The organism is Mesomycoplasma dispar, from assembly GCF_000941075.1.
GTDB classification, from domain to species: Bacteria; Bacillota_I; Bacilli_A; order Mycoplasmatales; family Metamycoplasmataceae; genus Mesomycoplasma; species Mesomycoplasma dispar.
The window spans coordinates 995,779-1,022,215 of sequence record NZ_CP007229.1 but is presented as its reverse complement, the minus strand read 5'-3'; the positions used below and the strand labels follow the sequence as shown (position 1 = coordinate 1,022,215).

The following is a 26,437-nucleotide window of genomic DNA, read 5'->3' as shown; positions in this document are numbered from 1 at the left end:
ACATAAAGAATTTTGTGTTAAAATTTTTATTATTTTTTTAAAAATTGGTTGAACTTCAAATGCTAGTTGAAAAAGAGTTTAAAAAATTTAAATTAGATGCAAAATATAAACCAAACGGCGACCAGCCAAAAGCAATCCAAACTTTGATCGAAGGTATCGAAAGTGGTAAAAAATCACAGATTTTAATGGGTGTAACTGGTTCGGGAAAAACTTTTACAATGGCAAATGTAATTGCCCATTTTAACAAACCAGTTATCATTTTGTCTCATAATAAAACTTTAGCATCGCAACTTTACACTGAATTTAAGGAATTTTTCCCAGAAAATCGTGTTGAATTTTACATTTCCTACTTTGATTTTTACAGACCAGAAGCCTATTTGCCAACAAAAGATGTCTATTTAGAAAAAACAAGTAAGACAAATTTCGACCTTGAAACAATGAGAATGTCAGCCTTAAATGCACTAATGATGCGAAATGATACTATTGTTATTGCCTCGGTTGCTGCTATTTATGGAACTCTTAATCCTGATGAATATGAAGATAATTTTTTGACTTTGGAGGTAAATCAGGAAATAAAACCAGGAGAGTTGGCGCTAAAACTTGCTAGAATTAAATATCAAAATAATCCTGTTGAGCAAAAACCAGGAGTTTTTTCGCTAAAAGGTGATGTTTTGGAAATTTTCCCAGCTTGATCTGATGCTTTTAACATCAGAATTGAATTTTTTGGAAACACAATCGAAGCAATCAACATAATTCATCCAATTTCAAAAAAAATAACAAGATCTTATAATTCTTATACAATTTATCCAGCAACGGCATATTCTGTCAAAAAAAATATCATCGATCGCGCGATCGAAACTATTAAAGTTGAACTTGATGAACAACTTGAATTTTTTGAAAAAAATAACAAACTAGTCGAAAAACAAAGACTAAAAGAGCGAGTTAATAACGATATTGACTCGCTTAGCGAATTTGGTATTTGTTCGGGAATTGAAAATTACGCCCGACATATTGACGGACGGCAAAAAGGTGAAAAACCTTTTAGTTTGCTTGATTATTTACCAAAAGATGGGCTAATTTTTATCGACGAATCTCATATTATGGTCAGCCAAATTCGCGGAATGTATGAAGGCGATCGCAGCCGAAAACAAACATTAGTTGACTACGGTTACCGACTTCCTTCAGCACTTGACAATCGACCTTTAAAATTGGAAGAATTTGAAGAATATCAACAGTCTAAAATTTATGTTTCTGCAACGCCAGCAAATTACGAAATTGATAAAACTAGTGGCGAAATTGTCTCACAAATTATACGCCCGACGGGCTTAATTGATCCTGAAATAATTATCGAACCAACTGCTAACCAGATGGAAAAAATTTTTAAACTGTTAGTAAAACAGAAAGAAAAAAATGAACGAAGTCTCATTTTAACAACAACAAAAAGACTTGCTGAAGAAATTAGCAAGTATTTACAAGAAGAAAAGTTGCAAAATGTCTATTATTTACACTCCGAAATGACTACTTTTGAGCGTGATGAAATCATAATTAAACTAAGAAAAGGAATTTATGATGCGATTGTCGGTATTAATTTGTTGCGTGAAGGCGTTGATATTCCCGAGGTATCGCTAATTTTTGTCCTAGAAGCAGGTCTTTCATCCTTTTTAAGATCAAAATCATCTTTAATCCAAATTATCGGGCGTGCCGCTCGAAATGATCGTGGAAAAGTTATCCTTTTTACTGACACAATTACAGAAACAATCCAAAAAGTACTAGAAGATAACGAAAATAAAAGAAAAATCCAAATTGAATATAATCAAAAAAACAATGTTATTCCAAAAACAATAATCAAACCAATTCCAGAAAGCATCAATCCAAATACTTTAAAAATCAGCAAAGTTCTTCGTGAAAAACAGAAAAATAAGAAGGAAATGGAAGGTTATATTAAAATTTTGGAAAAAGAAATGAAAATCGCATCTGATGCCAATCGTTTTGAAGAGGCAATTCAAATTCGTGATTTAATTACAGAAATTAAACTGAAAATGGACTAGTTTTTTAAGAATCATATTATGAAAACTAAAATTCTTCTAATTTACAAAGTTAGTAATTCACTTTTATTTTTTTTTGATTTTCAAAATCAAAAAAAAATAAAAGTGAAAACATCGATTTTTACAGTGTTTTTTGAAAAAAAACTTCATAAACCACTTAATTTTAAATTAAGTTTAAATTTAAAATTAAGATATTTTGAAAATTTTTTACTTTGACTTGTTAGTAAAAAATTACTTTTCAAAAACCATGTTTTTATGGAAAAAACATTGAAAAACAAAGTGTTTTGTTTAAAATTAGCAAATAATTTTCATATTCTGTTTTGAAAATATGACTTTGAAAATCTTATAGTTTTTGTTGAAGATGATGAAAATTTTGCTATTTGATTTAAGGAAAATTTTCATATTTTTGAATTTGAAATTCAGAAATATGAAAAACTTTTTTTATGTACAACTGATACAGTTCCAGGAATTGGCAGTTTTTACGCAAGTCTTGATTTAAAAGCTATTTTTGAAATTAAAAATCGCGATTTTTCAAAAAAAATCGTGACGTTAGTTTCTAATTTAAGACAAATAAAACCGTTAATTTCAAGGAAAAATTACCAAAAATTAAAAGAAATTAGTAAAAATTTTTGACCTGGGCCGACTACATTAATAATTGAAAAGCAATCATTTCGGATCCCAAATCAGGTAAAACTCCAAAAATTATTAGAAAAAAGCGGTCCTGCTTTTGTTACCAGTGCTAACATCTCAAATCAAAAACCACTTAATTTCAGAGATGCAAGGGAAAAGTTTTGGCAAATTTCAAAAATTTTTAATTTTCAACTTGGATCCGAAAAACCTTCAGCAATTTATGACATTGATTTAAAAAAATGAATTAGGAAATAATGTAAAAAAAAAAAAAAAATCTCTTTAAATTAAAGTAAGTTAGTATAGGAAAATGAGACACATCATTATTTTTAATTATTTTTAAAACAAATTTTTATTATTTTTTATTCTCCAAAATTGTGAAAATTTTTTTGAGCACCAAATTGTTCAAAATGAGAATTTGGACTCAAATATGAAAGGCAACTTTGCACTCTAGTTTTATTGTATCATTTAACAAATGAGCTGATTTTTTGATGGGCATCTTCAAGGTTTTCAAAAATTTTACCCTCAACATTCAAGTATTCTCTTTGTAAAATAGCATAAAAGTATTCAATCGGGCGGTTTGCAAGCGCGTTTCCTTTTGGCGACATTGATTGTTGAATGTTGTTTTCTTTTAAAAATTGAGCAAATCGGTGGTTAGCATATTCAACTCCATGATCTGAATGGAAAAATTTAGGTGTAATTTTGTGTTTTTTGATTGTTTCTTTTACTAATTTTATTGTTTCTTCTGAAAATCTAGTCTTGGAAATTGAAAAATTTAGCAAATAATTAGATTTTGTTTCAATTATTGAATGCAAAAAATAAAAATCATCGCCAATTCTTATAAATTTAATATCAGCAAATCATTTTTCACCAAAATTTTTAGATTCAAATTGTCCTTTGATATGATCTTCGGCTCAAATCCGCGAAAATTTAGCTTCTTTTGGCGCATTTTTACCTTGTTTTTTGTAAGCAATCGATTTTATCCCTAAATGTTCATAGTGTTTTTGAAAAACATATGTGCTTATATTATTTCCTTGATTTTTGTATACATTATACAAATTATCTCGACCTTTTACTTTTCTGTTAAAATTAAAACTTTCAAGAATTCAATCAAGTAATTCTTTACTGTATACCATTTCTTTTGGTGATTTTTTCACCTTTATTTTGCGATAAATCGATGTGCGATTAACTTTTAAAACGCTGCAAAGTCTTGTTGAATTTTCGATTTGATCCTTATCTTTTTCTGCTTCTTGTTTTCGCTTTTTAAGTTCGTCCATTACAATTGCAGGATCAATCCCGTATCTTCTAAGGACGTTTTCCATTATTTCTTGATAAATTCCGCGGTCATTTTCCGAAAGATCGTTAATTGTGTATTGTTTTTTTGACTTACGTGGTGATTTATTTTTACCACGTGTGCTAATTAATCCGTTCATACCATAATTATAATACTTTTTTTGTCAGTTTCGAATTAAATTATTCGCATATGTCTGTAAAAAACCCTCTTTTTGCGATTTTTTATTAACTGATTTATTTTTATAAATTTCACGAAACTCGTTTGCAAAATGTATAGTCGCACTTTTGAATCCTTGCGATTCAGCGATTTTGATATATTTGATTTTTTCATTAATTGAAAATTTATTTTGTTTCATAAAAAAACACACCTCTCTTGGTGTGTCTCATTTTTTTCTACTAATTTACTCTTTAAATTAAAGAGATTTTTTTGTAAGTCAATTTGATATGGTGGGAACGAATGGGATCGAACCATCGACCTCACGATTATCAGTCGTGTGCTCTAACCATCTGAGCTACGCTCCCATAATTTATTAATTATAATGTTTTTTTGCAAACACATTATAATTATAACAAATTTTTAAAAAAAAGTTAACGTTTTGAGAATTGACGTGCTCTTCTGGCTTTACGTAATCCAAATTTCTTACGTTCTTTCGCTCTCGCATCACGAGTTAGCATACCAGCAACTTTTAGATCTGAACGATAATCAACCGAAACCTTTAACAAAGCACGAGCAATTCCAAGTCTAATAGCACCAGCTTGGCCAGAAACTCCACCGCCGTGAGCATTGACTCTAATATCAAATTCTGACATTGTGTTTGTAATAGAAAGTGGCTGCAACGCGTCTTTAATTAAAATATCTGATTTTAAATATTCTTTTGCTACCCGATTATTAATTTTAAATTGACCATCACCGTGTTTTAAAATTACACGTGCTACTGATGATTTTCTTCGCCCAGTTCCGTAATAAGATAATTCTTGTTGATTCATTTTATTAGTTTACCTCTAATTTTTCAGGATTTTGTCCTTGATGTGGATGGTCAACCCCAGGATAAACATAAAGATTTTTACGCTGTTTATCGCCTAATTTTGTGTGTGGAATCATTCCAAAAACCGCTCTTTCTATTAGAGCAATTGGCTTTTTAGCTCGCATTTCACGTGCTGTTCTAACCCTTAACCCGCCTGGATACCCAGAGTGATTATAATATAATTTTTGGTCTTCTTTTTTTGCAGTTAGTAAAATTTTTTCTGCATTAATAATGATGATTTTGTCACCCATATCAACGTTGGGAGTGAAATGTGGGTAGTGTTTTCCGCGCAAACGAGAAGCGACAAAAGCAGCTAAACGACCAAGAATTTTTGATTCAGCGTCGATTACAAACCATTTTTGCTTGACTTCTCCATGCTTGACAAAAGTTGTCTGTCTCATGATAAGCCTTTCATTTTGTTTTGTTGACAAAAAACAAAATACGATTTTAATCGTATTTGCTAAATAATATGTAACGAACTAACGGAGTGCGAGAATGTAACAAAATTATACTATAATTTTTTAAAAATCAAAACACTTTAGTTTTTTATAAATTATTAAAATAAAAGTCGGCCAGACTTATATAAGTTAGCAAATCTATTTGTTGTGGTCGTATATTCGCTGGAAATTGAAAAAAATTATAAATTTTTTCAATTTGCTCCCTTTTTAGAAAAAATTTAAAATTATTGTATAAAGTCTTACGTTTAAATTGAAAGCACATCTTTGTAAATCAAAGAAATTGTTCGATTTTTTTAGATTCTAAATCTTTCCTAATTTCAAAAGAAACAACTGCGGAATTCACTTTAGGAATTGGGAAAAATGAGTCTGGTGAAACTTTAAATAACTTCTTAACTTCCGCAACATATTGAGAAGCAAGTGATAATTTTGAGTAAAAACTACTGTTAGTTTTTGCAACTATTCGATCAGCAACTTCTTCTTGAACCATTACCAAAATTTTTTCGAATTTTTCAAAATTAGCAAAGATTTTAAACAATATTTTCGAGGTAATATAGTAAGGAAGGTTCGCAACAATAATCTGTTTTTCAAAAAAATCAAGTTCTACTTGTAAAAAATCTTCGTTAATTATACGAAGATTTTTGTTTTTGAATTTTTCTTCAAGAATCGGGATTAAGTTTTTATCAACTTCGTAGCAAGTCACAAACTTTGCCCTTTTTAGCAAAAAATCTGTTAAAAAACCAGTTCCGCAACCAATTTCAACAACATTTTTTCCTTGAAAATCAATGTTTTCAACAATTTTTTTACCTATTTTTTTATCTTTTAGAAAATTTTGACCTAAATGTTTTTTAGGGATTACTTTTTGCATTTTTAACCTTAAAAATTTTAGTTACATTATCGAAAATTATTTTTGAAAGTTCTCTTTTTGTCAAATTTTTCAAATTTGCTACTGTTTGGTAGGTTCATTGAATTTGTGGGGAAACATTAGGTCAAATTTGCCGATTTGGTTCTGGACTTAAATAAGGAACATCGGTTTCGCATAAAATTTTTGAAAGTGGAGTTTCCTTAATTATCTGCCTTAATTCAACACTTTTTTTAAAAGTTATTACACCAGAAAAAGAAAAAAAACAATTGTTTTTTACGACTAATTTTTTAAATATTTCATAATTTGTTGAAAAATTATGAAATATAAAATTAATTTCAGAAAATCTATCAATTAGTTCTAAAACCAACAACATAGCTCTGTTTTCGCCAGGTTTATCGCGAATATGCAACATAACTGGAATGTTGTTAGTTTTTGCAATCTCAATTTGACTTAATAGCGATTTTAACTGGACTTTTTCAGAGGGATTGTTGTCATAATAAAAATCCAGCCCGACTTCACCAACTCCGATCACTTTATCGTCAATGTATTTTGAAAGCAATGAAAAATTATCTGATTCTTTAACTAAATTAGGGTGAATTCCAATAATTTTATAGATTCGATCAGAATAATTTCCAATTTCCCTAATTTCATCTAGATCTTTTCAAGAAGTTCCCACCGCAAAAATAAGGTCGATATTGTCGTTAAACCAATTTTGAACTTGTTCTTGTGGGTTTTCGAAATATTCGTAGAAAGGATGGCAATGAATATCAATAAATTTGTATTTTTCAACCGATTTTATTTGAAAAGTGTTCAAATTATCATTTTGGGAAGCAGTTAAATTTTCAAAAAAATTAACAAGTTTTTTGTTCAAATCGGGAATTTGTATGTAAAAAGTTTCTAAATTGTAGTTTTCCTTTATAAAGTCAATAACAAATTCGCCGATAATATTGAATCAGTTTTGGTTTAAAAATTCACTAAAAAAGAGCAAATTTATGTAAAAAGTTTGTTCTTTTTTTGAAAGAACAAAAAACGCAAAAATAAAATCGGATTTTTTGTGTTCATCAACGATTAAAAATTCATAATTTTTTTCAAAATTTTGATAAAAACCTAAATTACCGATACTAGTCTTCCCCTTTTTAGTTACTAAATTCAATTCTAAATTAAATTTTTGAATTGAATTTAGTACCAAATTCAAATGTCTAGGGAAAAATTGTTGGATTTTTAAATACATTGCTAAGTTTTTGAATTAAATAAAAATAATTTATTATGCTTTTGTTATACTTTTTTGTACAATTATAAAATTATATATAAAAAAGGAAAAAAGAGTGATGAATATTGAACCAAAAAAAAACATAATTCTTTTTGGAATGGAAAACTCACTTGATTTGGCTGAAAAAATTTCACAACAAACTGGCATTCCACTTTCAGGAATTGAAAGAATTGTTTATGCTGATGGTGAAGTTTTACTAAAATCCAAAGAGACAATTAGAAATTCTACCGTTTTTGTTGTTGCCAACACCTCCAAACCAGTTAATGAAAATATTATGGAACTCTTAATTTTCATTGATTCATTAAAACGCGGTTATGCACAAGAAATCGTTGTAATTCTTTCTTATTATGGTTATGCAAGACAAGATCGTAAATCATCGGGAAGACAACCAATTACGGCAAAATTAATTGCAAATTTACTCGAAAAAGCAGGTGTGACTAAACTGATTTTAGTCGATATTCATAACCCGAGTATTCAAGGTTTTTTTGATATTTCTGTTGATGAACTTCACGGTCAATACATTCTTGCAAACGAACTTGTTGGCAAAAACAAAGATTATGTTGTTGTAAGTCCCGATCACGGCGGTGCTGTTCGAGCGCGAATTTTAGCGGAAATTTTAGGAAAACAGACAAATGTTGCTGTGATTGATAAAAGAAGAACTGGAACAAATCAGACCGAAGTTTTAGGTTTAATTGGCGATGTAAGCGGGAAAGATTGCGTGATAATTGACGATATTATTGATACAGGCGGGACAATAATCAATGCAGCAAATGTTGTTAAGGAAAAAGGGGCAAAATCAGTTGTTCTCGCCGCTACACACGGTGTTTTTAGTTACGGATTTGAAAAATTTCAGGAAAATCCAAACATTGATAACGTGATAATTACAGATTCAATTGATAACACTAAACTTGCTAAAAAATTCAGCAAACTTACAATTACTTCGCTTGCTGAATTTTTGTCAAAAAGTATATTGGCTTGTATTTTTTCAACTTCAATTACAAGTATTTACGAAGAAACAAAGCAAAAGTTGATTGAAAAAAACGGAAATTAAAAACTTTTTAATAATAATGTATAAAGAAAAAACTAAATTAGTAGTCACCCAATCGCAATTTGAAAAATTGGAAGAATATGTTAAATTAATTGAGTTTAACAACAAACACTTTAATTTAACAGGTTTTTCTGGCGATATTCTTTGAAAAGAAGGAATTTTTGAATCAATTTCTACAATGAATTTCATTGTTAAAATGATCAAAGGTGATAAAAATGAACTTAAAAAAGTAAAAATTCTTGATATTGGATCAGGAGCAGGATTTCCTTCGATTCCATTTTTGATTGCAAATCCAGAAATTGATCTTACAATTTCCGAATCTATGCGAAAAAGATGTCGATTTTTAAAGGATGTTTCTGAAAAATTAGCAATTAAATTCACCTTAATTTGTAAACCAGTTCAGGAAATTAATAACAAAAACTTTGACATAATAACGGCACGCGCTGTTGCAAATTTGGAAAAACTTGACCAAATTACAAGGAAATTTCAGTCACCAAAAACAAATTTAGCATTCATTAAAGGTCCAAAAGTTTTTGATGAGGCCAAAAGTTGTAAAAATTGCAACTACCAAATCATTGATTTTATCAACAATTTGGACAAAAAAATTTACATTGTGACTAAATAAGAATGTTTTCACATTTTGAAATTAGTAATTTTTTCTTAATTAAGTCACGAATTTAATTTTTTAAATATTGGAAATATTAAATTTTCATAAAAAATGAAATAAATTTCATTTTTATTTCATTTTTTATGAAGGAATTGGTAAAATTTTAAAACACTTATAAAAAGTGTCTCTACTAAAAGAAAACGAGAAGAAATGTCTGATACAAAATCTAAAAACTCGCTCACTGAGCGTCAGTTTATTTTTTATGGGCTAAATTACATTGTTGGATTTGGGTTTATTGCCACAATTTCACAAGTAATTAAGCAAGGTTTTTGGGGAATTTTGGTTTTTATTTTAACCTCGTTAATTACTTTAGCGGTAATTTTTGCTTTTGCAAGAGCGGGAGAAAAATACCAATCTGAAGTTGGTGGTTCGTATGCTTATGCTAAAAAAACCTTTAAAAATGGGATAGTTTTTTTCCAAGGGTGAAATCAGGTAAGTCAAATTATGCTTTTTTCAGCAACGACACCACTATTTTTTTCAAGTTTACTAACCTCGTTCGACCCATCACGAAAATGAATTTATGTTGCTATTTCTCTAGTAATTTATATTGCACTTATTTTGGCGGGAGCTTTCGGTTTTAGGCTGTCAAAATGGATTGTTTTTATAACTGGAATTTTCAAATGACTGACTTTGTTTGTTGGATTTGGGCTAATTATCTATCTAATTAGTTCATCTAAAAGTTATGGTGAAAGTTTTAAAGAAGTTGCGCCCTTTAGTATTTTAGGGTTTTCTGGAACCGTTCTATCATTTATTTATTCTTATGGTGGGTTTGAATCTTTAGCAACAATTTCGAAAAATGTTGAGACAAAAAGATTTAAAAAAGTAATGATTTTAATCTTTTTGATCGTAATTTTCAGTTATTTCCTTTTTTATATAATATTTTTAGGTCTTGGGAATGAATATTTATCCGACTTTGGGCTTGAAACAGTTTATAAAGTTCTTTGAGGATCAGCGGGAACATCGCTTTTTACAATTGGACTCGCTTTTAATAGGATGTCAGGAGCGATTGCGTCTGTACAACCACGGGCAAGATATATTTCTCCGCTTGCTGAAGATGGTTTTTTACCTGCTTTTTTGGCGAAAAAGAATAAATATAACGAATATCAAAACGCAATTTATTTATCAGTTATAATTGTAATTCTTTCAAGTTTAATTTTCACAATTATTCCAGAAATTTTTGGTCTAAAAAATTCCTTTGATACAATTTTAAAAGCAGGAAATATCTCATTTTTAGTGCAATATTTATTGTCAATTTTCACAGTTTTAGTGTGAAAATGACGTAAAAACGAAGATATTCCGCTATGAGAGACTATAATTTATATTTTAGGGATGATCACAATTTCATTCACACTTATTTTTTCACAGTTACCTTTTATTGGTTCAGAAAAAATAACTTTTCAACAATTTATCCCGCTAATTAGTTATGTTTCTTCAATGTTGATCGGTTATTTTGTTAAATTTTTTATGTGAATTTCGAAAAAAAAAAAAAAAACATCTTTAAATTAAAAAAATTTCAAAAGGATAAAAATATTTAAAAATTTAAAACAGCTAATTTATAAAAGTACTGTAAAATACGTAATAATTTTTAAATTTTTTAAAAAATTTAAAAATTAGAAAGTAAGAAAATGGAACAAAAACAAACAATTGAACAATTAATTAAATTTATTGAAAATAAAGAATCTAAACTAAAAAAAATCCAAAAAATTGCTTACTATAGTGCAAATGCTGTTAAGTGAATCATTTTTTTCGCAAATATAATCGTGATTGCATTAGCAATTTCCGTAATTATCATCGAAATTCACCGTTATCAATTGATTAAATCTCCAAATAAGTCAATTTTTACTGATCTTGGACTCACAATTGTTTTAGCAAGTTTTATTTGCCTTACCTTTTTTATTAATTTATTTCTTGCTGTTTTCCGTGAAGTTATGAAATTTAAAGATTATAAAAAAGCACAACGGGAATTGAGTTATTTATTTTTCCAAATTCAAAACAATGAACAATACAATATGGAAGAATTTGAAAAAGACTATCAGCAAATTTCTGATTTTTATTTTCAAAAAAAAGAAGTTTCAAAATTAAAAATTTTGAAAAAAATTGTTTTTGGAGGTAAAAAATGATTGTAAAAAATGTCCGACTTGAAACAGATGCATATGAATTTGCCAAGTTTTTATACCGAAAAACACTTTTTAAAGCAAGATTCTTTCAAATTTTATTCTGAACAGTTTCACTTTTCGGCATTTTTTTCGGCTTTTTTTCAACATTAATGGGAATTTTTAAATTAGCTTCGCCCAAGTTAAGCGAACTTGAACCTTTTGCTAATTTTTTTACTTCCATTGACGAAAACGGCACAAAAGTTGATCAATGACCAATTTTCGTTTTATGAATTAACCTTTCAATTTCAATAATTAACGGGCTTTTTGCACTTTTTTTAGTAAAACCGCGTTGAATTCGAAATCAAGAAATCAACGATTTCTTAAAAATTGAACTAGTTTTATTTGAAACAAAAGCAGGAAAGTATTCAAAATCAAAAAACGTCCAAATTGAACTTTTTAATTCAATTTCTAAACATTTAGGGATTTTAAACGCACTTAAAACCAAAGTAAACGGACAAAAATTAAAAAACAAGGAAAAAAACAATGAATAAGCGCGAACTCCAAACTAAAATTGATCTAGATATAATTAAATTAACGGCAAAAGCACGGCTTTCAAAGGGTATTTTTCTGTTTTGCAGCATTGCCTTAATTTTAATGTCAGCTTTTAACGGAATTTTATCAGCCTACGCCATCACCAAAAACCCAAACCCAACCGCCGTTAAATTATTTGTCGCGATCGCATTTATCAACGCAATTATTACTTTTGTGACTTCGTTGTCTTCATTTTTTGTTTTCGAAAATGTTTATAAAAAAGCAACACAAAAAATCGAGTTTTACCAAAATAAGAAACTCGAACTCCAAGAATCAGAAGTAAATTTAGACCAGATTGCACGCGAACTAGTTGATTTAAAAATAGAAAATTAAACTTGTTGAAATTTAAAAAAGTGCTAAAATATCCTTATAATTTTCGTTAAAAAAATTCTGTAAAAAATTTTTTTATACTACTGTAACCGTTGTTAACTAAAGAAAAAATCACTGAATTTAAAGGAAAAAATGCCAACAATATCACAATTAGCTAAAGGTTGTCGTGTCAAAAAGACCTGAAAGTCAAAAGTTCCCGCTCTAAATATGCTTTATAACTCTTTGCACAAAAAAGAGTTGAAAATAAGTTCACCATTTAAGCGTGGAGTTTGCACAAGGGTTGCGACAATGACTCCTAAAAAACCTAACTCTGCACTTCGTAAGTTTGCAAGGGTTAAACTTTCAAATGGAATTGAAGTTAATGCTTACATTCCTGGAGAAGGTCACAATTTACAAGAGCACTCAATTGTTCTAATCCGTGGTGGAAAAGTTAAGGATTTACCAGGGATTCGTTATCACATTGTGCGTGGAACTCAGGATACAACAGGGGTTGCAAAAAGAGCACAAGGACGCTCAAAATACGGTGCTAAAAAACCTAAAACATCCAAGTAAAAACTAAAAAATACTATAAATTACGACATATTTTTAAACTAAAAGGAGGTTAAAATGTCACGAAAAAAACAAGCTCCAGTTCGTAATGTTCTTGCTGATCCAGTTTTTAACTCAAAACTAATCACAAAAGCAATCAACTGTGTAATGCTAGAAGGAAAAAAAACTACCGCACAAAACATTCTTTATTCATCTTTTAAATTAGTTCAGGAAAAAACACAAAAAGATGCACTTGAAGTTTTCCAGCAAGCGGTTAAAAATGTAACTCCACTCACTGAAGTACGTTCTCGTCGAATCGGTGGAACCAACTATCAAGTTCCAATGGAAGTTCGTTTGAAACGTCAACAAACTCTTGCACTTCGTTGATTGATTCTTTTCGCCCGTAAACGTAATGAAAAAACAATGGTTGTCAGATTAGCGAACGAAATAATTGATGCTTATAATAAAACTGGCGGTGCTTTCAAGAAAAAAGAAGACACCCACAGAATGGCTGAAGCTAACCGTGCGTTTGCGCACTTTAGATGGTAGGAATTTAGAATTATGGCACGAAAATTTGAACTAAAAGATTATCGCAATATTGGGATTATGGCGCATATTGATGCCGGAAAAACAACAACAACTGAAAGAATTCTATTCCATACAGGAAAAATTCATAAAATTGGTGAAACTCACGATGGGGTTAGCCAAATGGACTGAATGGAACAAGAAAAAGAGCGTGGAATCACGATAACTTCAGCAGCAACAACCGCTTTTTGAAAAGGAAAAAGAATCAACATTATCGATACACCCGGTCACGTTGATTTTACTGTCGAAGTCGAACGTTCATTGAGAGTTTTAGATGGAGCCGTTGCAGTTTTAGATGCTCAATCTGGCGTTGAACCACAAACTGAAACTGTTTGAAGACAAGCAACAAATTACGGCGTTCCGCGCGTTGTTTATGTTAACAAAATGGACAAAGCTGGCGCTAATTTTGAGGCATCAATTGAATCTGTTCGTACAAAATTAAACGGAAATGCCGTTGCAATTCAGTTAAATATTGGTGCTGAGGCTGATTTTAGCGGTGTAATCGATCTCGTTGAAATGAAAGCCTACAATTACGATGGGCAAAAAGAGGAAGTTGAATACGAAATTCCAATTCCTGCAGATTTACTCGAAAAAGCGACTGAAATGCGTCTTGCTTTAGCCGAAGCAGTTGCTGACTATGATGAGAATCTTTTCAACGACTTGCTTGAAGAAAAAGAAATTTCGGCTGAACAATTAAGAGCCGCAATTCGAAAAGCAACAATTACAGGTGATTTTTTCCCTGTTGTTTGCGGTTCTTCTTTCAAAAATAAAGGTGTAAAAAAAATGATCGATGCTGTTATTGATTATTTACCTTCACCTGTTGATGTTCCGCCAATCAAAGCTTTTCGTGATGAAGAAGAAATTACGATTGAAGCTAGTGATGGCCAAGAATTTTCAGCGCTCGCTTTCAAAATTATGAACGATCCTTTCGTTGGTTCGCTTACATTTTTCCGTGTTTATTCTGGAGTTTTAAGCAAAGGAACTTATATAATTAATTCAACTAAAGGTAAAAAAGAACGTGTTGGCCGTATTTTGGCAATGCATGCCAACTCTCGTGAAGAAATTGACGAAGTAAGAACTGGAGATATTGGTGCTTTTGTTGGACTAAAAGATACAACAACTGGTGATTCCTTAATTTCCGAAAAATCAAAAACTTTTGTTCTTGAAAGAATGAACTTCCCAGAACCTGTTATTTCCCAGTCACTTGAACCATTTTCAAAAGCTGAAGTTGAAAAATTAGCAAATGCATTGCAAAAATTAGCAAATGAAGACCCAACTTTTAAAACCTGAACCGACACTGAAACGGGACAAACAATTATTGCCGGAATGGGTGAATTACATCTTGATATTATCGTTGATCGCCTAAAGAGAGAGTTCAATGTGCAAGCTCGGGTTGGAAAACCGCAAGTTTCTTATCGTGAAACAATTACAAAATCAGCCGAAGTTGAAGGAAAATATATCAAACAATCCGGTGGACGTGGTCAGTATGGTCATGTTTGAATCAAATTTGAACCAAATCCAGAAGAAGGATTTGAATTCATTGACAAAATTGTCGGTGGAAAAATTCCGAAAGAATACATTAAATCAATTCAAAAAGGTCTTGAGGAAAAAATGCAAGCTGGAATTTTGGCAGGTTATCCTTTAATTAATTTACGGGCAACTTTATTCGATGGTTCATTCCACGAAGTCGATTCTTCCGAAATGGCATTTAAAATCGCATCATCAAAAGCGCTTTCTCGTGCTCGCGATGCCGTAGGAACAGTGCTTTTAGAACCAATTATGGATGTTTCCGTTTTCGCACCTTCTGAATACGCTGGAGATGTAATGGGAGATTTATCCCGTCGTCGTGGGTTGGTTCGCGAACAAGAAACACGTTCTGATGGCGCTAATGTCATCCGTGGTCATGTTCCACTTGCAGAAATGTTTGGATATTCTACCCAATTACGTTCAATGACTTCAGGTCGAGGAACTTACCAAATGCAATTCGATCATTACGAAATAGTGCCTAAAAATATTTCCGATGTGATCGTAAAACAAAGAGCGATTAAAGAAGACGACTAAAAAAGTCTATAAATTCTTACATCTTTCTAACTAAATTTTAAAATCACAGCAAAAAATATTGTTGTGATTTTTTTTAAAAAATAGTATAAATTCTAGTTTTATTTGCAAAACTAAATTTCATATTTAATAAAGTTAAAAAACCGTGTAAAACAACTTGAAATAACGATAAAAGTTAACACAAATGTGTTAACTTTTATATTAATCTAAAAAATTATTTTCTAATATTCAATGCTTCAATTGTTTCTTTGTAAGAATCAAAATTTTTGGTTCTCAAATAATTCAAAAGTTTTTTACGTTTATTAACTTTTGCAATGAAACCACGCATTGAGTGATTATCTTTTTTGTTTTTTGCAAAATGAACTTTTAATCTTTCGATATCTTCGGTTAAAAGCGCAATTTGAACGCTAGTATCACCAGTGTTTTTTGGACTTTTACCAAATTTTAAAATCAGTTCACTTTTTCTCGCTTTTGAAATCATTTTTAAATCCTTTAAGTTAAATAAATTAAATTTAAAACCTAGCATTAATCCGCGAAACTATTAAAACCAAGCAATAAATCAATGTAGAGATAATTATACAATAAAAAAGCAAAAAAACAAGAAATTAAGAGTTAATTAAAATTCTAACAAACTCTTCGGGATCCAGTGAAGCACCACCAACAAGTGCGCCGTCAATACTTTTTTGTGAGAGTAACTCGTTAATATTCTTTGAATTTACAGATCCGCCATAAATTACGGTGATATTTTCACCAAAATTCACTTTAATCAGTCTGCAAACTCTTTCAGCAATTTCAGCAGTTGCAGTTTTTCCTGTTCCAATTGCCCAAATTGGTTCATAAGCAATAATTGCTTTTTCGAAATTTATTACGTTTTTTACAGCATTTATTTGTGAAATAATTACTTTTTCAGTCTGGTTTGTCTCAAATTCTGAAAGACTTTCACCAACACAAAAAACAGGAACTAAATTATGTTTTTGTGCTTGAAAGATTTTATTTGCTAATTCATCGTTTGTTTCTTTAAAAATAGTTCTTCTCTCGGAATGACCAATTATAACATAATTTACAGATAAATCTTGTAACATTTTTGCACTAATTTCGCCAGTAAAAGCACCTGAATCAAAACTGTTAAGATTTTGCGCAGCAATTTTTAATTTTTTAGTTTTAGATGTTGATATTAAAGGCAAAGAAGTAAAACTTGGAGCGATCGCGAAGTCTAAATCATCCTTAATTTTATTTAAATTTTGGTTGTAGAAAAAGTCAAACTTTTGAATAAAATCACGTGTTTCACTCGCTGTTTTATTCATTTTCCAGTTTCCGATAATAATTTTTTTCATAATAATTAACAATAAATTATAGCATAAATTTGTAAAAAAAGTAAGCAAATAAAGACTTTTTAATTTTTAAAGTATATCTAAAATGATTTTTTTGGCACTTATAATCAAAGAGTGCCAAAAAATATGTTATAATATTGTTGATTTAAAATTTAAAATGAAAATTAAAAGGAAAAAAATGCATTTAAAACTTGAAAACCTAGAAAAATATGCGCGAAATTTAACAAAGTTAGCAAAGGAAAATAAAATTGAGCCTGTAATTGGTAGAGATTCTGAAATTCGACGAATAATTAAAATTTTATCTCGAAAAACAAAAAATAACCCTGTTTTAGTTGGCGAACCTGGAGTCGGGAAAACAGCAATTGTTGAAGGAATGGCGCTAAAAATTATTGCAAATCAAGTACCTGATAACTTGAAAAACAAGCAAATTTTTGAACTTGATCTAACTTCAATTCTTGCTGGAGCTTCGTTTAAGGGTGAATTTGAGAAGAGAATTAAAGCAATTTTGCAAGAAATTGAACAAAAATCAGACGAACTTATTATTTTTATTGACGAAATTCATCTCTTGATTGGTACAGGCTCATCTGGTGCTGATTCAATGGATTTTGCAAATATTTTAAAACCAATTATGGCGCGTGGCGGTATTAAATTAATCGGGGCAACAACGAATTCGGAGTATCGACTTTATATTGAAAAAGATGGTGCGCTTGAACGAAGAATGCAAAAAGTGGAAATTTCTGAACCTTCTGTTATTGATACAATTAATATTTTACGGGGAATCAAAGAAAGACTTGAGAATTTTCATCAAGTAAAAATCCGTGATTCAGCACTAGTTTTTGCGGCAAAAGCAGCAAATCGCTACATTTTTGACCGATTTTTGCCTGATAAGGCAATCGATTTAGTCGATGAAGCAGCTGCTTCTTTAAAAGTGGAAATTAACTATCAACCTGAAAAACTCGAAAAAGCAAAACGTGAACTTATTTATTTAAAGATGGAGCAAATAAATTCACAAAATCAGGATGATTCTGAACTTCAAAATAAGATTGAAAATCTTGAAGTTGAAGTGAAAAAAATGCAAAAAGAATGGGATGATTCAAAAAAATCAGCATCAGAAATTGCCAGATATTCGCTTGAACTTGAAAAGTTAAAATACGAACAAAATCGACTAATGGATCAGGGCAATTATCAGGACGCTTCGCAAATAAAGTATGTAAAAATTCCAGAAATAAGTGCCAAACTGGAAAAAGCAAGGGAAAATCAACAGCAAATTTCCAATGTTTTAGATGAAAATCATATTGCAAAAGTGGTTGCAAGTTGGACTAAAATCCCAATAGAAAAACTTTTAGAATCTGAAATTGAAAAGTACTTGAATTTAGAACAAAATCTTGCAAAGGTTATTAAAGGCCAAAATCGGGCAATCAAAGCGGTTGCAAGTGCGATTTTACGTTTTAAGGCAAAAATTAACGATGAAGCAAGACCAATTTCTTCTTTTTTATTTATGGGACCAACTGGAGTTGGAAAAACTGAACTTGCTCGCGCTTTAGCGCTTAATTTATTTGATAATAAAAACCAAATAATTCGCCTTGATATGTCAGAATATATGGAAAAACACAGTGTTTCCAAGCTAATTGGGGCTCCGCCAGGCTATATTGGTTTTGAACAAGGTGGAATTTTAACAAACAAAGTGCGTCAAAATCCATATTCGATTGTTTTACTTGATGAAATTGAAAAAGCACATCCTGAAGTTATTAACATTTTTTTACAGATTCTTGATAACGGCGAATTAGTTGATAGCAAATCAAGAAAGGTGAACTTTCGAAACACAATTATAATTATGACTTCAAATATTGGCGCATTAGAAATTCTTGATGGTAAAAAAATCGATGATTTTGTGATAAAAAGCGAATTACTGAAGTATTTAAAGCCAGAATTTATTAATAGAATTGATGAAATAATTGCTTTTGATGCTTTAAATACCGACGTAATTTCTGAAATTATTCAGTTAGAACTCGAAGATTTTAAAAAGCGACTAAAAGAAAATAATTTCCAAATTGAATTTGACAGATCGATTATTGACTGAATTATTCAATCAGGTTATGAAAGAAATTTTGGAGCAAGACCGATTAAAAGATTTATTAAAAAGCAAATCGAGAACTTTGTTGCCCAGAAAATTGTTGCAAAAGAAATTGAAAATGATAAAAAACACACTTTGTTTTTTAAAGAAAACAAAGTGTGTTTAGAAAAACAAGAAGATTAATTCTGTTATTTTAAAGAGTTGTTAAAAGCTTCTTCAAAAGTTTTTTTATCAGAAAATTCATATTGAAATTGAGTGAAAAATCTGAATAAAACCTCTGAATTTACAGTACTTTTATTTTCTGAATCGCCAAGAATTAGGGATAAATTATTGGTTTGGGCGGTTCCAGATGTTTGAGTTGTTCCTCAAAAATCTTCTTCTAATTCAATTTCAGGTTGGTTTTTTGATTTTGAACTAGCAATTTTAACTTTTATTTTTTTGTTGGTCGAAGTTCCTTGTCCTGCGCCGCTAGTTGCGGAATTTTCACTAAATCCGTTATAAGAAAGTACAAAATTTGTAAATTGTCCGTCTTCAACAGGCAAAATTCCAATAATTTTTTTAGGCGGTTGACCATTTTGTGCTGTTGCTATTTCATTTTTTTTCGAAACACCAATCACTCAAACTGGCGAATCATCAGGAATTTCGCTTGAATCATCAGAAATTTGTGGCTTTACTTCACTTTTTTTGTCAAATCTTTTCATTCAAATCAAATTATTATTGTTATTCTCTGTTGTTCCAGTTTCCTTTTTACTAAAACTTAAAAGAACTTTGTGCTTGCCATTTTCTAAATTATTTTGAACAGAAAACCCGAAAAAGAAAGGCTTTTTTTCATCAAAAGTAACATCTTCATAAGCTTTATTCTCTTCAGTTTGATATACAAATTTGAGAGGCTCATCATTCAAACTTGGGTGTAAAACTTCGCCGTTCTTGACAAGTTTAATAGTTTTATCACTATTTGTTGTTTGATTTTTAACAGTTGTAATCAAAACTTGTGGATTTGTTATTGATTTGAAGGCTTCTATATTTTTTGGTGATGCAAAATTGTTCTGATCTTTAAGTTTATATCCGCCACCACCATCAATGAAAAAGGTTGCTAAATTTTGTTTTGCAACAAAAAGTGGCGGATTTGCAGGCGCTAACCCCGCAAGTTTAACAACTTTTTTACCTAAAACCTTGTTGAATTTATCATGAATGCTGATGGTTATTTTCAGTTCGCGAGCTAAATTATCAAAGAATAAATTGTACTTAACTCCATAAGAAAAAATTTGTTTGGAATTAATTATGTTATTCATTTTAGCAAAAATTTCTGCTAAAATTTCTTCAGGTTTTTCTGTTGGTTTTGTTTTTTTTCAACTTGGAAATTCAAGCGAATCATTAAAAAAGTCTTTAAATCACGCTACAATTGCTTTTTGACTTGTTAAACTATCATAAGTGGGACTGCTTGTTAAATTAACAATTTCATAACCTTTATTTGTGTCTTTATTTTCTTCAAAAGAATAAAAACTAGCATTAATTGTTTTTAGGTTATTGATAATTTCACTACCATTAAGATAATTAAATTTATCTTTAATTACATAATAATCGTTATCTTTGATCGCCGAATTTAAATATCGTTGCGGTAAATCTTTAAAAGGTTTTAAGGTATAAATGAAATTAAAGTCACGGTAATTTTTTTGTACTTCAAGTTCATCTTCGGTTTGTACAGAAGGTTTTTCAACTTGATTTTCAGGTTGAACTTCGGCTTCTTGGAATAAAGATGCTGTATTTTTCAATGTTTTTTGATTTTGAACAACTTGATTTTCAGTGGCGGAGTCGCTTTGAGTTTTTGGTGCAGTTCCATCTTGTGATTCAGATTCAGGCTGTGTTTTTTCAGTTTTTCCTTCTGATTCTTCAGTTGCTTTTTGCGCCTGATTTTCTCCAGAACTTTGATTTTCAGAGGGGCTTAAATTGGTTTTAGCTTTAAAGTTCATTTGAATCATTAAATCAACTTGTCCAAGTCGGTCATATTGTCTGTTCGCAGTGATTAACCTGATTCCAAAATTAGGTAAGGAATTTGTGAATAGTGAATCTAGTTTGGTGGTATCAAAAAAGTGACGAATCCCAGAATTACTAATTAAAAAAGTTGATAAAGAAACATTTTTGGCAACCATTTCCTGAATTTTTTCATCTTTTAGCACAATTAAATCATCATTGTTTTTTAATAAATTATTCAGATAATTATTAATTTCGTTATAATCTAGTAAATTTCCGACTTTTAAATCAAAAGAGCGAATTTTTTTGTTTTGCTCATCGAAAATATCAAACGGGATTCATAAATTACCTGTTGAATCTTTGATGTTTTTAAAAATTATGTTTCCATTAGAATCGGTTTGGAAATCAAATCTGGTTTTATCTGGAAAGTCAATAACGACATCATTTGAATCAAGTAGTAAAAAAGAACCGTATTTTTCAAGGGTAGTTTTCGCATTCTTTGTTTTTTTATATTCGTTATTTAAACTATCAACAAAAGAAAGAACATTTCATTTTTTTGTTGGTTCAACTGTGTGTAAAATAAAGGATGATTTTTGCTGATCAACATTAAAATTAATAAAAGGGATATCACCTTTTCCTTCAAAACCACGAATTGAATGAACTTTCGAATAAGTTTTATTTGTTAATTGGTCATGTGCGGTAAAAACAACGTTGACTAAATTATTATTAACAACCTTTGTTGTTAAAGTTTTATCTTCGACATCTGAATTTTCAATCGGGTTGATGTTAAGTTTTAAAAAAGGGTATCTTGAGCTGAAATCACCAAGGTTAAAAATGTTAATTAAACGAAAATTAGACTGTGAATTACGAGCTAATTCAAGAATCTGGCTCGCTGAATACTTAGCAAAATCTTTATCAATTTCCATTTTGTCAACAATGTTAGCAAATTGCTGACTTGTTAACTGGATTCCCCTTTGACTTAAATCAGTTGTTACTAAATTTCGCCCGTCCACTTTTGAATAATATTTTGATTCAACAAGCGAAAAAGTTAAAAAAGAAAAACCTAAAACAGCAATTCCAGCGATTGGTCAAGTCGCCATTATCATTAAAGATCTTTTATTTGAAACCTTATTAACGATTTTGGTTTTGGTATTATTAGTTTCCGTTTTAGATTGTGTTTTAGTATTTTTCATATTTAACCTAGTTTCTTATTTGTTGTTTATTTGACTTGATTACTGTGAAAACAAGTGGATATTTTGCTTCTTTTTCTTGTGGAGTGAATTTTTCGAGTTCGTTTTTTAGTTGGGAAGTTGTGGAACCAGATCCAGAAGGAGCCGCTGGAGTACTTGGGGGTGCGGCGGGCGCTGGAGCAGCTGGAGCGACTGGTGCTGCTGGCGAAGGTTCGGTTGCTTCTCCTTCGTTTTGCGGTTTTTCAGTCTCTAAAATATTTGGTAAAACAATTTTTTTCTGTTCTTCTGGAGTTAGGTCTTTAACAGTAAATCTGATTTTAATGTTTCCAAATTTATCTTTAAATACGCTATCTTTTTTATAAACAAGACCATTTCCGCTTAATAAAGGATAAATTTTGACAAAAGTTTTGTTTCCAAAAAGTTTTTTAAAACTTTCAGTTGTTTTTTCAAAATCTTTATCTTGATTGTTAAATTCAGTTTTCAGAATGTCTTCAACACTTTTGTTAATAGTGTCCGCAGTTGCAAAATTAGAATCTGCTAACTGTAATGTTAAAAGTTTTTGTGGAAAATTCAAGACATTATAAGACAATTTTTCAAGTGTGATTCCAGGTTTTTCAGCTAAAAAAACCTTTAAATTTATAGAATTAACCGGTGTTCTAAAGACAATTTTGTTACCATTTCCAGATGTGAAAGTGTAATAATAACCGAGTTTGAAAGTCTCGGTTTCCTGCTCTGGTTTAGTTTCAGAATTTGGGCCTGTTTGTTGCGCGTCGCTAGAATTACCAACTTGACCACTGTTATCACCACCAGAAGTATCACCATTTTGGAACAGAGTAACTTTATTTTTTACTAAAACATTTTGAGTTGTTCCGTCTTGAGATTGTTCTGTTTGGTTTCCAGTTGAACCGTCTGCAGATTCGGCACTTTTATTTCCGGTGCCACTATTAGAATCTGAAGGGCTGCTTTCGTCGGAATTCCCTTCATTTTCAGCATTTTTTTGTGAATCAGAACCACTTGAATTTGGATTAGGTGAGTTTATTTTTTCATCTTCACTAAATTTCTCACTATCTTGACCAGCAACAAAAACGATGTTATAGTTAAGTTTTTCGCCGAAATTGTCAAACTGACTAACTAAATCGCTGTTTTTATAAGATTCGATAAATAAATCTGTAAAATTTTCAGTATTTAATTCTTGATTCTTTTTTTCAGGATCAACTTTTAAAGATTCAATTTTAGAAATTAAATCTTTAAAGGCGGAAACTAAATATTGACTTCGAAGATTTGCGACAATTTTGTCGTTAAATTCAGTTGCTTTTGTGTTTTCTTCAGGTGCTGAATCTGATTCTTGATTGGTTTTTTGATCGCCTTGTGTAGATTCTGAACTTTCAGAATCAGCAGGTTTAGCTGGAGACGAATCTGATCGACCATTTTGTACTGTTCCGTTTTGCCCATTTTCTTGGCTTGAATTCTGCGGACTTTGCGCTTCTGTTTCCTGAAATTTTCTAACTTTTACAGCAACCGATTGAGTTGTAACTGCTGAATTAGTTGTAGAATCTCCACCTGGTTCTGCTGATTTTTGTGATTCATCAGTACTTTTTTCAGCTTTTTTCTCTTCTTCTTTTGTGAGCGCTTTAAAAAGAATGTCGAGATATTTTTTTGCTTCTTCTTTTGGCAGATTTAAAATTTTCTTTGTGAAAAATAGAAATTCTTGGTTGTTTTTGAAAAAAGGTTGAGTTTCTGTGCCATTTTCAAGTGTTTTTGCTACTAAAGTTCTTTTTGAAAATTCTTCAACTGATGGGAAATCGTAACTAGAAATTCAGGAGTCTAAAATTTCTCTTTCTGGAAAAGTTATGTTAAATTTGGAAGAATCAGTTAAAATATCATAAATTTGTTCGTGCTGGTTTGCTGCCAATAATCTTTCTAGTTCAACTTTTGAAACTGATTCAAAAGATTGATAAACTTCGTTGCTGTCATTTTGGTTTTTGTCTTTGATGTATTTTAAATTAACGACTGGAATTGTTGTAAAAGCTTTAGAATCGAACACTGAACTTGGTTGTGAAGTTGAATTTTTAAAGTTTCTCAATAAGATTTTTGTTTCAGTTTTTAATTTGTTTTGCTTTTTTTCATCAAGAGGATAACTGATTTCAAAAGGAATGTAGATTAGTGATGATTCTCCGTCGGCATCGAAACGAATTTTATCAACTAGAATTTGGTAGTCAAATTTTTGTTTGATTTTTTGTTCTAAATCGCTATACTCGCCAAAATCAAGTTTTAAATCACTTTTAAGAAGGGAATTAAGTGCTTTTTTTGCTTCATCAGAAGTTTTTAAGGTTGATTTTTCTTTATATTTAAGGTAATTATAAACTCAAGAAATTGATTTTTGTGAAGAATCAGTTTTGCCTTCTGGATTTTCGCTAGAAAATTTTTCAACTTTTAGTTCAACTAATTTTGGAATGTTAATGAAAAATTTCGGGTTAGCAAAAGCCGATTCGTTTTTACTTGAGTCATAAAGTAAAAAATTAAAATTTTTAGTTATGCTGGTGTTGAAATTTTTTGGGAAAACCTTTTTGGCTTCATCGGTAAAGCTAATTTTTCCTTGAATTTCGAGAAAATCAGAGTTTAGTTGGCTTGGTTTTAGTCAAGTATTATCGCTATTCTTTAGAATTTCAATTTTGTAAGGAAAAACTAAACTATTATTGTGTTTTATGCTAAAATTTTTGTTTTTTAATACTGAATCAAAGTCAAAATTGAAAAATTCGCGGATTTTTTTAATTGCATCATCGGCTGTTGGTTCAACGTTGATTTCGTTTAGAAAATCGGTTGCAAGTCAAATACTTGGGCTTTTTTTATCTTTGTCAGTTCGCGAAAAAGGTGTAACATTTTTCAAGTCAATTTGGAGTGCTTGATAAAAATTTTCTAAAAAAAAAGTAGAATTAGGATTTATAGCAACTTTATCGGTTTTGATGTCAGATTTTATAATTCTTGAACCGTTATAAGATTTAAGCACAAATTCGACATTAAATTGCTGATTTGCATCATCGGGTTCAATTTTTGTGAATTCAGCCCAAATTCCGTTTGGTAGTTTATAGGGTTGTAATCTTTTGTATTCAAGAGTGTAAAAATCGAAGAATTCACCGTTTTTTTCAGAATTTTTTATTGTTTTTCAGTCATTTTTTAAAGTTGCATAAGTGGAAAAAGGTGAAATTTTTTGCGCATTAAAACTTAAGGCATTAATTTTTGATGTAAGTTTATTTAAATCATCAACTGTTGTTTCGTATGATTTTTTTTTAATTAAGGCAAAACCATAAGATGCTGCAAGGGAAACGCTTAAAACTGCAAGAAAAGATGAACTTATACCTAAACCTAAAAGAATTTTTGACTTTCTCGATAAACGTTTTGTTTTCTGTATCTTTTTAACTATTTTCACGTTTCAAACACCTTAATTATTTAATTCGATTAGTTAAAATTTTACCTACAATTGCGCCATCACTTGCGGCGGTAACAATTTGTCTTATATCTTTTGTCACAACATCGCCAACTGCATAAATTCCAGGAATTTTTGATTGGCCATAACGATCAACACTAATGAAATTAATTTTATCAAGAATTTCTTTATGGTTTTTATGCAAAAAGTTTGTTGCTGGTAAAAAACCGATGTAAGGGAAAAGTGAACTGATTTCTAAAGTTTTTTTTTCGCCGTTGCTTTCAATAATTGCCGATTTTAATTCCTGATCACCTTGCAGTTCTAAAACTTTTGTGTTAAAAAGAATTTCGACATTTTTATTTTTTTTCAAATCCTCGATCAGCATTGGTTCGGCATTAAACTGTGAATCGCGAACTAAAACATAAACTTTAGAAGCAATTGAGGCTAAAAAACTTGATTCTTCGACAGCAGAATTTCCGCCACCAATAACAATTGCAGGTTTTCCTGCATAAAAAGGACCATCGCAAACAACGCAATAAGAAACGCCTTTGCCTTCAAATTCAAGGTAATTTTTAATATCAAGTGGTTTTCTTTCAACCATTCCAGAAGCGATAACAACGGATTTTCCGTTAAAAGTTTTGCCATCTTTGCAATAAACTGTATGTTCAAATTCACTATTTGTCTCAAGGTAGTCGACATCGCAAAAACGGTGTTTTGCACCAAATTTTAAAGGGTGTTTGTACATTCTAAGCGCTAAAGTTGCGCCATCAATTATCTCATCACCAGGTCAATTTTCAATTTTTGATTGTGAAACTAATTTACCACCTGGAGCGCCTTTTTCTAAAATCAAAACCTTTAAATTTCCGCGCGAAGCATAAAGTGCAGTCGTTAAACCTGCAGGTCCAGCGCCAATAATTATTACATCATAATAACTTTCCATTTTCAAAAACCCTTTCAAAATATT

At 30.4% G+C, this 26,437-nt stretch carries 22 protein-coding genes and 1 tRNA gene; 12 read left to right on the top strand and 11 right to left on the bottom strand.

From position 1 onward, the window contains the following. Positions 1–59: 59 nt before the first annotated feature. Both uvrB and MDIS_RS03685 read left to right on the top strand, forming a co-directional pair. The gene (uvrB, locus tag MDIS_RS03690) at positions 60–2,048 is read left to right on the top strand and encodes an excinuclease ABC subunit UvrB (RefSeq protein ID WP_044635687.1); all 1,989 of its coding nucleotides are present in this window, start codon (positions 60–62) and stop codon (positions 2,046–2,048) included. A gap of 18 nt (positions 2,049–2,066) precedes the next feature. Further along, on the top strand, positions 2,067–2,930 hold the full coding sequence (locus MDIS_RS03685; protein ID WP_044635686.1) for an L-threonylcarbamoyladenylate synthase: 864 nt from the start codon (positions 2,067–2,069) through the stop codon (positions 2,928–2,930). 104 nt (positions 2,931–3,034) lie between these two features. On the opposite strand, the gene MDIS_RS03680 is transcribed toward MDIS_RS03685, so the two are convergent. The 6 genes from MDIS_RS03680 to MDIS_RS03655 all read right to left on the bottom strand — a co-directional run bounded on the left by MDIS_RS03680 (position 3,035) and on the right by MDIS_RS03655 (position 7,541). Further along, on the bottom strand, positions 3,035–4,321 hold the full coding sequence (locus MDIS_RS03680) for an IS3 family transposase (RefSeq protein ID WP_044635134.1): 1,287 nt from the start codon (positions 4,319–4,321) through the stop codon (positions 3,035–3,037). Positions 4,322–4,410: 89 nt separating this feature from the next. After that, a tRNA-Ile gene (locus MDIS_RS03675) sits at positions 4,411–4,487 on the bottom strand. Positions 4,488–4,553: 66 nt separating this feature from the next. Then, positions 4,554–4,952: a 30S ribosomal protein S9 gene (rpsI, locus tag MDIS_RS03670; RefSeq protein ID WP_044635685.1), complete on the bottom strand. Its 399-nt coding sequence runs from the start codon at positions 4,950–4,952 to the stop codon at positions 4,554–4,556. 4 nt (positions 4,953–4,956) lie between these two features. After that, positions 4,957–5,391, bottom strand: a complete 435-nt coding sequence (gene rplM, locus MDIS_RS03665; RefSeq protein ID WP_044635684.1) for a 50S ribosomal protein L13 — start codon at positions 5,389–5,391, stop codon at positions 4,957–4,959. 145 nt (positions 5,392–5,536) lie between these two features. Further along, the gene (gene rsmA / locus MDIS_RS03660) at positions 5,537–6,313 is read right to left on the bottom strand and encodes a 16S rRNA (adenine(1518)-N(6)/adenine(1519)-N(6))-dimethyltransferase RsmA (protein WP_044635683.1); all 777 of its coding nucleotides are present in this window, start codon (positions 6,311–6,313) and stop codon (positions 5,537–5,539) included. Further along, positions 6,294–7,541, bottom strand: a complete 1,248-nt coding sequence (locus tag MDIS_RS03655; protein ID WP_044635682.1) for a TatD family hydrolase — start codon at positions 7,539–7,541, stop codon at positions 6,294–6,296. The genes rsmA and MDIS_RS03655 overlap by 20 nt, the downstream gene beginning before the upstream one ends. 97 nt (positions 7,542–7,638) lie before the next feature. On the opposite strand from MDIS_RS03655, the gene MDIS_RS03650 reads away from it, so the two are divergent. The 9 genes from MDIS_RS03650 (at position 7,639) to fusA (ending at position 15,486) form a co-directional block, all read left to right on the top strand. Further along, positions 7,639–8,631: a ribose-phosphate pyrophosphokinase gene (locus tag MDIS_RS03650; protein ID WP_044635681.1), complete on the top strand. Its 993-nt coding sequence runs from the start codon at positions 7,639–7,641 to the stop codon at positions 8,629–8,631. A 16-nt stretch (positions 8,632–8,647) separates the two neighbouring features. Beyond that, positions 8,648–9,253 (top strand): 16S rRNA (guanine(527)-N(7))-methyltransferase RsmG, encoded by a 606-nt coding sequence (gene rsmG, locus MDIS_RS03645; RefSeq protein WP_044635808.1) that lies wholly within the window; start codon positions 8,648–8,650, stop codon positions 9,251–9,253. Between the two features lie 192 nt (positions 9,254–9,445). Then, a complete protein-coding gene (locus tag MDIS_RS03640; RefSeq protein WP_044635680.1) occupies positions 9,446–10,801 on the top strand; it encodes an APC family permease in 1,356 nt (451 codons plus the stop codon). Positions 10,802–10,920: 119 nt separating this feature from the next. Beyond that, positions 10,921–11,421: a hypothetical protein gene (locus tag MDIS_RS03635; RefSeq protein WP_044635679.1), complete on the top strand. Its 501-nt coding sequence runs from the start codon at positions 10,921–10,923 to the stop codon at positions 11,419–11,421. Next, the gene (locus tag MDIS_RS03630; RefSeq protein ID WP_044635678.1) at positions 11,412–11,942 is read left to right on the top strand and encodes a DUF4231 domain-containing protein; all 531 of its coding nucleotides are present in this window, start codon (positions 11,412–11,414) and stop codon (positions 11,940–11,942) included. The genes MDIS_RS03635 and MDIS_RS03630 overlap by 10 nt, the downstream gene beginning before the upstream one ends. Further along, entirely contained in the window at positions 11,935–12,315 is a 381-nt protein-coding gene (locus MDIS_RS03625) for a DUF4231 domain-containing protein (protein ID WP_044635677.1), read from the top strand. The genes MDIS_RS03630 and MDIS_RS03625 overlap by 8 nt, the downstream gene beginning before the upstream one ends. Positions 12,316–12,444: 129 nt before the next feature. Next, a complete protein-coding gene (gene rpsL, locus MDIS_RS03620; protein WP_010321104.1) occupies positions 12,445–12,864 on the top strand; it encodes a 30S ribosomal protein S12 in 420 nt (139 codons plus the stop codon). 54 nt (positions 12,865–12,918) lie between these two features. Continuing rightward, the gene (rpsG, locus tag MDIS_RS03615; RefSeq protein WP_044635676.1) at positions 12,919–13,389 is read left to right on the top strand and encodes a 30S ribosomal protein S7; all 471 of its coding nucleotides are present in this window, start codon (positions 12,919–12,921) and stop codon (positions 13,387–13,389) included. A gap of 12 nt (positions 13,390–13,401) precedes the next feature. Next, entirely contained in the window at positions 13,402–15,486 is a 2,085-nt protein-coding gene (gene fusA, locus MDIS_RS03610) for an elongation factor G (RefSeq protein ID WP_044635675.1), read from the top strand. A 211-nt stretch (positions 15,487–15,697) separates the two neighbouring features. On the opposite strand, the gene rpsO is transcribed toward fusA, so the two are convergent. Both rpsO and tpiA read right to left on the bottom strand, forming a co-directional pair. Continuing rightward, on the bottom strand, positions 15,698–15,964 hold the full coding sequence (rpsO, locus tag MDIS_RS03605) for a 30S ribosomal protein S15 (RefSeq protein WP_044635807.1): 267 nt from the start codon (positions 15,962–15,964) through the stop codon (positions 15,698–15,700). A gap of 124 nt (positions 15,965–16,088) precedes the next feature. Next, entirely contained in the window at positions 16,089–16,817 is a 729-nt protein-coding gene (tpiA, locus tag MDIS_RS03600) for a triose-phosphate isomerase (protein ID WP_044635674.1), read from the bottom strand. 175 nt (positions 16,818–16,992) lie between these two features. On the opposite strand from tpiA, the gene MDIS_RS03595 reads away from it, so the two are divergent. After that, complete coding sequence (locus tag MDIS_RS03595; protein ID WP_084217566.1) at positions 16,993–19,071, top strand: ATP-dependent Clp protease ATP-binding subunit; 2,079 nt, start codon at positions 16,993–16,995, stop codon at positions 19,069–19,071. 5 nt (positions 19,072–19,076) lie between these two features. On the opposite strand, the gene MDIS_RS03590 is transcribed toward MDIS_RS03595, so the two are convergent. Genes MDIS_RS03590 through MDIS_RS03580 form a run of 3 tightly spaced genes read right to left on the bottom strand, consistent with a single transcriptional unit; the run spans position 19,077 to position 26,413 of the window. Further along, on the bottom strand, positions 19,077–22,052 hold the full coding sequence (locus MDIS_RS03590; RefSeq protein WP_169742478.1) for a P110/LppT family adhesin N-terminal domain: 2,976 nt from the start codon (positions 22,050–22,052) through the stop codon (positions 19,077–19,079). Between the two features lie 7 nt (positions 22,053–22,059). Continuing rightward, complete coding sequence (locus tag MDIS_RS03585; protein WP_044635673.1) at positions 22,060–25,476, bottom strand: P97 family adhesin; 3,417 nt, start codon at positions 25,474–25,476, stop codon at positions 22,060–22,062. 16 nt (positions 25,477–25,492) lie between these two features. Continuing rightward, a complete protein-coding gene (locus MDIS_RS03580) occupies positions 25,493–26,413 on the bottom strand; it encodes an NAD(P)/FAD-dependent oxidoreductase (protein ID WP_044635672.1) in 921 nt (306 codons plus the stop codon). Between the last annotated feature and the right edge of the window lie 24 nt (positions 26,414–26,437).